Here is a 12,044-nt window from a genome sequence, read left to right on the forward strand (position 1 = left end):
GATACACAAAAAACAGTTTTTTTTTATGACAGCCTATTTTATACTTATCTTTAAGTATATATTTTGTTATGGAAACATTCAATCATATTCTAAAACTATTAGCAGGCATCGGCTTATTTCTTTTTGCCATGTTTTTACTGGAGGAGTCTATAAAAAACCTTTCAGGTAGAAGCTTCAAGCTCTTTCTACAACGCATTACTAAAAACAAGATTGGTGCCGCTACAGGGGGTGCAATAGTAACTGGAGTTCTTCAGAGCAGTTCCATGGTTTCATTTATGGTCTTGGCCTTTGTAGGTGCTGGAGTTTTTACCATGAGAAATGCGATGGCTATAGTTTTAGGGGCAAACCTAGGTACCACGCTTGATAGCTGGCTAGTTGCCACACTAGGTTTTAACGTAGATATAGAAATTGTGGCTTATCCAGCAGTTTGTATCGCTGGGCTGCTGCTTATTTTACTGGGGAATCGAAAAGCTGTTAAGTACCTGTCTTTTTTTCTTTTCGGGTTTGGCTTACTATTTATTGGACTTTCCTTTATGAAAACGGCTATGGAAGCTCAAGTCAAAATTTTTGATTTTTCTCAATATGCTTCAATGCCATTGGCAGTTTTTCTACTCATAGGGTTTCTTATTACTTTAGTTGTTCAATCCAGTTCTGTTACCATGGCAATAACCCTGAGTGCCCTTCATGTTGGTGCCATCAACCTTCCCATAGCCGCAGCTATTGTACTGGGATCACAAACCGGTACAACAATCAAAATAATATTGGCTGCTGTAGGAGGAAATGCGGATAAAAAACGCATCGTACTTGGTAACGTACTCTTTAACGTATTTGTAACTGTCTTTGCCTTTTTGCTACTGAAACCTATTTTGTTTTTTATAACCGATGTTATAAACATCAAAAATATCCTTATTTGTTTAGTCGCTTTTTCTACTGTGATTAACTTAATGTCCATTTCTATTTTCTTGCCGTTACTGGATTCCTTTACTGATTTTTTAGAACGATTCTTCAAAGAATCCGATGGTTCGACCACTGCATTCATTGGTCACGCCTCCTTTGCTGAACCTGTAACTGCTTTAGATTTATTGAGACGGGAAACTAACTATTTCATCCATAATTCTATGATTTTTAATCTAGAATTATTCAAAATTGACACCCATCTCTTTCGCAACAACCCTGATTTTAAAAAGATAAATGAAAAAAATAGATTCCATTTTAAAACCAAAGAAGGAAAATATGACTTCCTTAAGCAGTTGCAGGGCGAATTACAAGCTTTTTATTTAGAATTAAGACCCAAGTTAAGAACAGAACAGCATGCTGAAATAAACCAATTAATCTCAGCTGTGCGAAGTTCCATGCATGCTGTAAAAAGTGTTAAGGACATAGGAAATAATATTGCTGACCTTAGGCATTCTTCTAAGGAAATCAAGTATAATTTTTTCATTTACCATAAAAAAGAAACAGAAACCTTGTACTTAAAACTAAATGGCTTTATGATTCAGGAAAAAACAGCCTCTTTTGAAAATCTTCAAGCTGTATTTGATTCCATTCAGAACAACTACACTTCTGCACTTAATAATTTTTATACTGAAGCTCAAAATACTCCCATTGAAGACATGGATATGACCACTGTCATCAATTTTAACAGAGAACTATTTACTTCTAATAAAGCGATGTTGATGGCAATTAAAGACTTCTTATTAGACGAAAAAAAAGCCCAACATTTTAATGAAATTCCGATATATAAAACCTAAAAATACCACTGTTTATAATACTAATCATAATTGTTGTCCTATCTTAAAATCGGTATTTACTAGTAGTAAAATCAAATAATTATAGAATATAAACAGCTAATTTTATAAAATAGTTCCAATTTAAATATTCATCTTTGTTTTTAATGTAATTTGGAATTTGATTCTTCCTTAAAAAAACAACACATTTGCAAAAGGTATTAAAAAAAGCTTTAAAAATTTTCCAGTGGACACTAGGTATAACAATTACATTCTTCATTCTGTTGTTACTACTTATTCAAATACCTTATGTTCAAAATTTAGCCAAAGAAAAAACCGTTAAGTACCTTGAAGACAAAATCCAAACGAAAGTTAGTGTTGATACACTTGAAATTGACTTTCCTAAAACAATTATTCTTAAGGGAGTTTACTTTAAAGATCAAAAACAAGACACTCTTTTAGCAGCTAAAAAATTAGCTATAGAAATTAGTTTCTTAGAGCTAATGAACAATACATTAGAAATAAACGCTATCGATTTTCAAGCGGTTACATTGAATTTAAGTCGGAATTCGGCTGCCGTTTTTAATTTTGACTATATCGTCAAAGCTTTTTCTTCTCCCATCGACACAAGCAAAACGCCGATGGTCATTTCTCTAGATAAAATAAATTTAGACCAAACCAAAGTGACGTTTGCAGATGCGATTTCAAAAACACATTTGAGCTTGAATTTGAATCATGTCGATACCCGTATAAAAACTTTTGATTTAGAAAAAATGGACTTTGAAGTTCCTAAAGTGACAATCAAAGGACTAGAGCTTAATTTAAAACAAGGTATCTCAAAAAATCTAGCCGAACCAGATAACACTCCCGCTACAATCTATAATTTTCAATTGGGTGAAATTGATCTTTCCAAAGCTAATATTGATTATCAGGACGAAAAAACCAAATTGACCACTTCCCTATCTCTAAAAAAATTAGACATAAAATTTGACAAAACAGATCTTTACAACAGATTTATTTTAATTGACAATATTGCTTTGTCTCGTGGAAATGGAAAACTAGAATTTGGAAAATTGCAGAAGATTAAAAACGAATTGATTCCAAGTGAGCCTAATAACTGGGAAATAAAGATCCGGGAATCCAACATAAAAAGAGTCGATTTTGCTTACGATGATCAAAATGAAAATAGAATACAAAACGGTATCGATTATAATCATATAAAACTATCATTGACAAGATTTAATGCCGAAAATTTACGTTATAGTCCTGTTGGTCTTTCTGTAAAAATTAATTCCTTACAATTGAAAGAGCAAAGCGGATTAGACATTCAATCCTTAAAAACCGAATTTTTCTTTGGTAAAAACAATGCGTTTCTAAAAAATTTATATCTAAAAACACCTCAAACGGTAATCAAAGACGAACTGCTTTTTGGTTACACTTCTATTGAAACCCTGAGCAAAGATTATGGGCAATTGAGCATCAATGCTTCCTTGCAACAAAGTGAAATAGGGTTTAAGGACATTTTACTTTTTATGCCACAATTATCGAATAAAAAGCCCTTTACCAGTAATCCAAATGCAATACTGAAGATAAACAGTAAAATATATGGTACCCTAAATGACTTAACAATTCCGAAATTTGAGGTCAGTGGAATGGATCGGACCAAAATTGTCTCTAGCGGAACTATAAAAGGATTGCCAGATATCAACAAGGCCTATTTTGATCTGAATATCAAAAATTTTGAATCCACTGCAAGTGTTATTTCCAAATTTGCACCTAAAGAAACCATTCCAAACTCAATCCAAATCCCCGACTCGTTTAAAGTAAATGGAAACTTCAAGGGGACGATACATAATTTTTCCACTGATTTAGTGATGAACAGTAGTCTTGGTCAAGCCAAAATAAATGCGAAATTTGATCAAAGCAGAAAAAACAACGAAAAATACGATGCTAAAGCGGAAGTGGAAAATTTTGATTTAGGAAAATTGATTAAAAATAAGGCTATTGGTAAAATCAGCTTAAAAGCCACTATCAAAGGGACGGGCTTAGATCTAAAAACAGCGAACAGTTCGATAAACGGAACCATTTTTAAAATCAATTACAACAAATATTCCTATCAAGATCTAGAGCTTGCGGGAACAATCAAAAAAGGTCTCTTTACTGCGGTCACTAAAAGTACAGATCCAAATTTAACTTTTGATTTAATTAGCAGCGGAAGCTTTAAAGATAAGTATCCCGCCGGAAAAGTAAAATTAAATATTGATATAGCCGACTTAGATAAATTGAATTTGCACGCCGGACCATTGAAAATAAGAGCCGCGGTTGATGCTGATATTCAATCTGCGGATTTGGACTATCTAAACGCTAAATTCAACATCACTAATCTGACTATTGCTGATGCCAAAGAACAGTTTGTGATGGATTCCATAAATTTAATTGCTACTTCAGATGCTGATAAAAATACGCTGTTATTAAAATCACAAGTTTTGAATGCAGAATTAAACGGAAAATACAAGCTCACAGAAATAGCAACGGCATTATCAAATACGTTATCAAATTATTACGAGACGAATTCGTCTTCTAAAAAAAGCGCCACTAAAAAACAGCAATTGGAATTCAAAATAAGAATAACGGATAACCCTATTTTATTAAAATTAATTCCAGAAGTAAAAAGTATTGAACCCATTTCTATTGCTGGAAGCTACAATTCCGTTAACGATTCTATCAGCTTTCATGCTGCAATTCCAAAAGTAGTTTATGGCGAAAATACCTTTACTAATGCGTTACTAGATGTAGATACACAGAAGAATGCTTTGGTGTATAATGTATCAGTTGACGACATCCAGAATAAATTGATTCAATTGCCCTTTACAACTATTTCAGGAAAAATTCAAGACAACATTGCTGATTACAGCTTACTTGTCAAAGACATAAAGGATAAAGAACGGTACCAGATCGCGGGAACACTAAAAGGATCAATAGGGAATAATGAGATCAGTATTGACCCAAAAAAGCTATTGCTTAATTATGAATCTTGGAAAATCGCTTCCAATAATTTACTGCGTTTTGGGAATAAAGGAATCTATGCCGATAATTTCGAATTAAGTAAGCAAGACAGTAAGATCTCAGTCCAGTCAGAATCAGAAAGTCCGAATGCTCCAATCGCGGTCGACTTCAAAAACTTCAAAATTGAGACTATCAGTAGTATGTTTGAAAAAAGCGATTTACAATTAAGCGGAAATAGTAATGGAACAGTCTTAGTTAAAAACGCAAACCAATCCCCTATTTTTACTTCTAATTTAACCATCGATACTTTTACTTTCAAAAAAGATACCATTGGAACAATTAACATCAAAGTGGATAATATAGTAGCCAATACCTACACTACTAAAATAGCCATTACGGAGCAGGACAATCAGCTGAATTTAGACGGAACCTATAAAGCTGAAAATGGGGCTCTTGATATGAATCTTGCTATTGCGAAACTGCATCTCAAAAGTATTCAGGGATTCACCATGGATGAGTTAAAGGAGAGCAGCGGTTTTTTTAGCGGTACATTTAAAATATCAGGAAATACAGATCAGCCAAAAGTTTCTGGTGACTTACAGTTCAATGAGGTCGGGTTTAAAGTGACTCGTCTCAACTCCGTCTTTAAGTCAATCAACGATAAAATTTATTTTACGAATGATGCCATTAGCTTTGATCGTTTTGTTATCAATGATGAAAAGGACAACGATTTAGTCATTAACGGAAACATCGATAGTCACAATTTTAATAATTTCGGTTTTGACTTGGCACTCGATGCCGTTAACTTTAAAGCACTCAATTCTAATGAATTGGACAATGATTTGTATTATGGGGAAATCTATTTGGACAACCATTTAAAAATTGGCGGAGATCTCAATAACCCTACAGTCAATGGTAGTATTAAGGTAAATAAAGACACTAAATTAACTATCGTCCTGCCGCAATCTGACCCTTCCATAGCTGATCGCGAAGGAATCGTAGAATTTATTGACCAAGACAATCCTTCGATTGTAGAAAAGGTAACTGTCGACGAATCGTTGAGCATGACAGAGATAAGCGGAATCAATGCCTCTGTCAATATTGAAGTGGACAAAGAAGCGGAGTTATCAATTGTCATTGACAAAGCCAACGGAGACTTTTTAAAATTGAAAGGAGAAGCTCAACTAACTGGCGGTATTGACCCTTCTGGCAAAACCACACTAACGGGAAGATACGAGTTAAAAGAAGGTAGTTATGAAATGAATTTCAATATGATTAAGCGAAAGTTTGATATTAAAAGCGGAAGCTATATCCTTTGGACAGGCGAGCCAACGACTGCCGACATTAATATTACTGCCGTTTATAAAAATGAGGCGGCCCCACTTGATTTGGTTGGTGATCAATTGGGAAGCGTAACGGCTTCTGTTAGGAATACCTACAAGCAAAAAATTCCATTTGAAACTGAATTGAAAATGGAGGGAGAACTGATGAAACCAAGCATTTCTTTTGACATTATTTTACCTGATGGAAATAATAGTGTTTCCATGGAAATCATCAATACCACCCAAGCAAAATTGGCACAATTACGCCAACAACCAGATGAGTTGAACAAACAAGTTTTTGCCTTACTGTTGCTGAATCGTTTTATAGGAGAAAATCCGTTTGCCAGTGAGTCAGCTGGCAGTTCCGTTTCTTCGATTGCCAGAGAAAGCGCCAGTAAAATTCTTTCGCAACAGCTAAACAATTTGGCTGCTGATTTAATTAGCGGTGTGGAACTCAATTTTGATTTGCAATCTTCTCAGGATTACACCACGGGACAATTGGAAAACAAAACAGACTTAAATGTGGGCATTTCTAAGAAATTATTGAATGATCGCTTAAAGGTAACCGTCGGAAGCAGCTTTGGATTAGAAGGACCAGAACAAAAAAATCAAGAGGCAAGTAGCATAGCTGGTGATGTGTCTGTGGAATACCAACTTTCGAAAGACGGAAGATATAAAGTACGAGCCTATCGATTAAATAAATACCAAGTGGCACTGCAGGGACAAGTTATTGAAACCGGAATTGCATTTGTAATCACATTGGACTATAATAAATTCAAAGAATTATTTCAAAGCAACAAAACAACAAAAGAAAAAGACAAATTGAAATAATGGTTCTCCCAAATAAAAACCTAATGAAGAATTATCACATACTCTACTTATTTTTTACGCTTTTATTTGTGGCATCCTGCAGCGGTACAAGAAACTTACCCGAAGGAAAACTACTGTATATTGGTGCGAAAGTACAAATAGAAGGAGATGAAGTACCAAAAAAAGAACGTAAGTTTTTAAAAACAGCATTGGAAGAAATGGTCAGACCCAAACCAAATTCCTCCTTCTTTGGTTTCCGACCAAAATTAGTTATTTATAATCTGGCTGGTACGCCAAAAAAAGAAAAAGGATTTCGGCATTGGTTAAAGACCAAATTAGGTGAAGCACCCGTTTATTACAGTAAGGTCGATTTAGAATACAACAAGAGTGTTTTGCAAAACTTCTCAGAAAATAATGGATATTTCAACACTAAAACCACTGCTGACTCCACTCGAAGTGGGAAAAAAGCTAAGGCTAGCTATACTGTTTCTCCTTTTCAACAATACAAAATACGGGAAGTACAATTTCCTAGTGATTCTACAGTGCTCTCTATTGCGGTTGCTAAAACGAGCGTTAATAGTTTATTGCAAAAAGACCAAGGATACAACCTCGATGCGATAAAGGAAGAAAGAATTCGCATTGATGCCAGACTTAAAGAAGAGGGATTCTATTATTTTAATGCTGATTATCTAAAAGTGCAGGTTGACAGCACGGTTGCAGACCACCAAGTTGATCTGATCGTAAAACTAAAAAGTGAAACTCCAAAAATAGCTAAAATGCAATATCGAATAAAAGATATCATTGTATATCCTAATTATTCTATTGGTTCTGACAGTCTAATCGCAAATCCTGAAGCTCGCAGTACTTACAAGGATTTTACAATCATCGATCCTGAAAATTTGTTTAAACCCAGAATTTTTGACCGTGCTTTATATTTCAAAAAAGGAGACTTTTATAACCGTAGTAATCACAACTTATCTTTAAATAGATTAGTTAATTTAGGGACTTTCAAGTTTGTAAAAAACGAATTTAAAGTGGCTGACAGCACGGAAAATTTTCTAGATGCTTATTACTATCTTACTCCTTTACCAAAGAAATCAATCCGTGTTGAAGTTTTGGCCAAAACCAATTCGGCTAACTATACTGGTACAGAACTCAATCTAAATTGGAGTAATCGCAACCTTTTTAAGGGCGCCGAATTGCTTACTATATCTGCCTTTGGAGGTGCCGAGGTACAGGTATCTGGGCTTAATAATGGTTTTAATGTCTATCGTGTGGGTACAGAGGCGAATTTAATCTGGCCTAGAATCATCACACCTTTTAAATATGAGTCTTCTAGCGCTTTTGTTCCTAAAACTAAGGCGACCTTGGGATATGAATTCCAAAACAGGACAAAACTATATTCCTTGCAAACATTCAAAGGTTCTTTTGGCTATTTGTGGAAGGAAAACTTGCATAAGAAACACCAACTGAATATTACTGAAATTACCTATGCCAGTCCGCAAAACGTAACCTCTTTGTACCAGCAGCAAATTCTTGCTAATCCGTCACTTGAAAAAGTGGTACAGAAGCAATTGATTTTTGGCCCCTCCTACTCCTACACCTTCACGAATACGATGGAAAAAAATAGAAAAAACACCTTCTATTATAAAGGAAGTATTGACCTTTCGGGTAATTTGTACGGTCTGGTGACTGGGGCAAATAGTAGTCAATCAGATCCAGTAAAAGTATTTGGCGTTCCGTTTAGTCAATTTGTAAAAGTAGAGCATGAATTTAGGCATTATTTAAAATTAAGTGAGGAGTCCATGCTGGCGAGCAGAATAATTGCTGGTGCCGGATTTGCTTACGGAAACTCGAATGAAATGCCATTTATCAAACAGTTTTTTAACGGAGGAACAAATAGTATCAGAGCATTTCGTGCCCGTTCCATAGGTCCGGGAAGTTATGACGGTACAACGGCCGCAACTGCCTTTTTACCGGATCAATCTGGAGATTTGAAAATAGAATTCAGCACTGAATATAGGGCTACCATTTATGACCTAGTCAAAGGGGCTTTGTTTCTGGACGCTGGAAATATATGGCTACTAAAAGAAAATCCCAATAAACCGGGCGCAAAATTTTCCAAGAATTTTATGAGCGAAATAGCGGTGGGCGTTGGAGCTGGACTGCGCTTTGACTTTTCATTTTTAGTACTTAGAACAGATCTCGCCTTCCCTATCAGGAAACCTTACTTGCCAGAAGGACAACGCTGGGTTGCAGATAAAATTAGTCTAGGCAACAGTGCGTGGCGCAACGAGAATTTGGTCTTTAATTTAGCCATTGGTTATCCATTTTAATCATTTTGAGATAAATACCTGTTTATTTTTATCTAAAAAAGAAAAAAACAAGAGCAGCCTCAATTATCAAATAATCATTTAATGTTAATTATACGTGATTAAAATTTAATATTTATAATTTTTAGCGACTGTTCATTGCTAAATTCAATTATATTTGTCTAAAAAACAAACTTACTATGGAAGAATGCATTTCGGTTTTTGACATGCTTAAAATAGGTGTCGGTCCTTCTAGTTCGCATACTCTTGGCCCTTGGCGCGCAGGAGAACGCTTCTTAGAAGAATTGAGAAGTGAAAAGTTAATTCACAAAGTAACCAGAATAAAAACAGATTTATACGGTTCCCTTTCTTTAACAGGAACAGGCCATGCTACTGATTTAGCCGTTATGCTGGGTTTAAGTGGTCAGGATCCTGAGTATATTCCCGTAGAAAATATAGATGGAATTATAAAAACCATCCGAGAAAAAAGCGAACTCCATTTAGGGAATGAATTTGCAATATCATTTGACATTGCAAAAGATATCGTTTTCAATAAAGAATTTCTTCCCTTTCATTCTAATGGAATGGCTTTTACAGCCTTTTCAGACCAGGAAGAAATTTTTTCTGCTACTTACTACTCCATTGGCGGTGGATTTGTGGTCAAAGAAGAACGGCTGAATGCCAAAAAGAAAATAGAAATAAAACGAACATTTCCGTTCCCAACAGATAAAGCAGTCGATCTTTTAAAATATTGTACCGCTGAAAACAAGAAGATCTCTGAAATTGTATACGAAAACGAGAAATCCATGCGTACCCCAGAAGTCATTGACCAGGAGTTAATGCGCATTTGGAACACCATGCTAGAATGTATGTATATAGGTTGCCATACTGAGGGCATACTTCCCGGCGGTTTAAAGGTGCGACGCAGGGCTTTTGACATGCATCAAAATTTGATAGGATTATCTAATTATAGTAACCCACAGACTTGGCTAGAAGAAATCAGATTGACGGAAGTAAAGTTTCGCCAAATCCTGAAATGGGTCAGTTGTTTTGCCCTAGCAGTCAACGAGGTTAATGCCGCTTTAGGTCGCATCGTTACGGCTCCAACCAATGGAAGCGCCGGAGTAATTCCGTCCGTTTTAATGTATTATTTAGTGATTGAAAACCACGAGGCAGGCGAAAAAGAAATCAAACAATTCCTGCTCGTTGCCGGCGAAATAGGAAGTATCTTCAAGAAAGGCTCTACTATCTCAGCGGCAATGGGTGGTTGTCAGGCCGAGATAGGCGTTTCCTCTTCAATGGCAGCAGCAGCGCTTTGTGAATTGATGGGCGGAACTCCAGAACAGGTGCTAATGGCTGCCGAAATCGCCATGGAACACCATCTTGGATTGACCTGTGATCCTATTGGTGGATTGGTACAAATCCCTTGTATTGAAAGAAACACTATGGGCGCGATCAAAGCGATTAATGCGGCCGAATTAGCCTTAGAAACCGATCCGAAAAATGCCAAAGTCCCTCTGGACAAAGTAGTTAACACCATGTGGGAAACCGCGAAAGACATGAACAACAAATACAAAGAAACCTCAGAAGGTGGCCTTGCAGTAGCCGTAAACATATCTGATTGTTAAAATCAATTTATTTTTCAAGCCACACTCTTGTAATCAATTATTTTTGCGTGGTTTTGGTTATATAAACACATTATTCCCTCAATTTCGAACTGGAATTGAGGAGCTTTCTATAAATAGTATCCTCTTCCTTCTTTTTTCCGATTTTACAGTTAAGTTCTTTAGTGATATATCATTTGAAGAAATTGGACGAAAGAGTATGGCCTTGTTTCTTTTGGCAACTCTATGCAAGATGATTGCTGATTCTTCTTCACGTATCATCTATTCCCGATTAAATTCATAATCTAGGACTTCCTAGCAGGTCAAACTATAATAGGCGCATTCGCATCGCAACTCATTAGAAATTTAGCCATAAAAAAGAAGAAAAACTTGCGATATCATAGCTTTGCCAATGGTGTGTAATTTGAGGTATGTTTTTGTATATTAGACGTCGGTACTCAATCGAAAATTGCAGCGACCTTAATCGAGAAAGTATCGGGCGATCTTAACATACATTAAAAATAAGCCCGCATTAAAATAGATAACAAACAAATTAATTAAAACATTCTAATATGAAAGGATTAATGATGGATTATCCGCTAACAACAAATACTATCCTTGAGTACGGAAACGGTGTGTATAATCAAAAAGAAATAATAAGCCATTTACCCGATGGAAATAGACATGAGTATAGTTTCGGAGACATGTATAAACGCTGTAAAAAGTTGGCCAATGCCTTAACACAGAAATTAGGAATCACTACTGGCGATATGGTGGGCACTTTTGCTTGGAATCATGGTCCGCACATAGAGTTATACTACGGCATATCAGGTATTGGTGCAATTTGTCACACCATAAATATTAGATTGTCTAGCAATCAAATAGAGTATATCATCAATAATTCTGAAGATAAAGTGATTTTTGTTGATGCGACACTAGTCCCTCTTTTAGAAAAAATTGCCCCGCTACTCGAAACTGTAGAACATTACGTTTTGATAAATGCAGCTTCAGATTTTACAACTACTTTGCCAAACGCATTGCATTATGAAGATTTACTAAAGGATCAATCAGAAGATTTTGAGTGGCCCACAATAAATGAAAATGATGCCTGCGGTTTGTGTTATACTAGTGGAACAACAGGCTTGCCAAAAGGAGTTTTGTATTCTCATCGGTCAACCTATTTGCATGCTGTATTGACCCCTTAAATAATCGGACACAATTATAAATCAAAAACTATAATTTTGTACGATGGAAAAACGAAAA

5 protein-coding genes are annotated in these 12,044 nt (G+C 35.6%); all 5 read left to right on the top strand.

Features of this window, described 5'->3' with window-relative positions:
- Nucleotides 1-68 precede the first annotated feature (68 nt).
- The 5 genes from ACEN2H_RS12155 to ACEN2H_RS12175 all read left to right on the top strand — a co-directional run bounded on the left by ACEN2H_RS12155 (nt 69) and on the right by ACEN2H_RS12175 (nt 11,986).
- A complete protein-coding gene (locus tag ACEN2H_RS12155; RefSeq protein ID WP_441732739.1) occupies nt 69-1,751 on the top strand; it encodes a Na/Pi cotransporter family protein in 1,683 nt (560 codons plus the stop codon).
- Between the two features lie 185 nt (nt 1,752-1,936).
- A complete protein-coding gene (locus ACEN2H_RS12160; protein ID WP_441732741.1) occupies nt 1,937-6,886 on the top strand; it encodes a translocation/assembly module TamB domain-containing protein in 4,950 nt (1,649 codons plus the stop codon).
- A 23-nt stretch (nt 6,887-6,909) separates the two neighbouring features.
- Nucleotides 6,910-9,201 (top strand): translocation and assembly module lipoprotein TamL, encoded by a 2,292-nt coding sequence (tamL, locus tag ACEN2H_RS12165; protein ID WP_441732742.1) that lies wholly within the window; start codon nt 6,910-6,912, stop codon nt 9,199-9,201.
- A 176-nt stretch (nt 9,202-9,377) separates the two neighbouring features.
- Nucleotides 9,378-10,805, top strand: coding sequence for an L-serine ammonia-lyase (locus ACEN2H_RS12170; protein WP_441732744.1), 1,428 nt, complete (start codon nt 9,378-9,380; stop codon nt 10,803-10,805).
- Between the two features lie 548 nt (nt 10,806-11,353).
- Complete coding sequence (locus ACEN2H_RS12175; RefSeq protein ID WP_441732746.1) at nt 11,354-11,986, top strand: AMP-binding protein; 633 nt, start codon at nt 11,354-11,356, stop codon at nt 11,984-11,986.
- Nucleotides 11,987-12,044 lie beyond the last annotated feature (58 nt).

Origin of the sequence: Flavobacterium sp. W22_SRS_FP1 (assembly GCF_052113685.1) — a bacterium.
In the GTDB taxonomy this organism is placed as follows: Bacteria; Bacteroidota; Bacteroidia; order Flavobacteriales; family Flavobacteriaceae; genus Flavobacterium.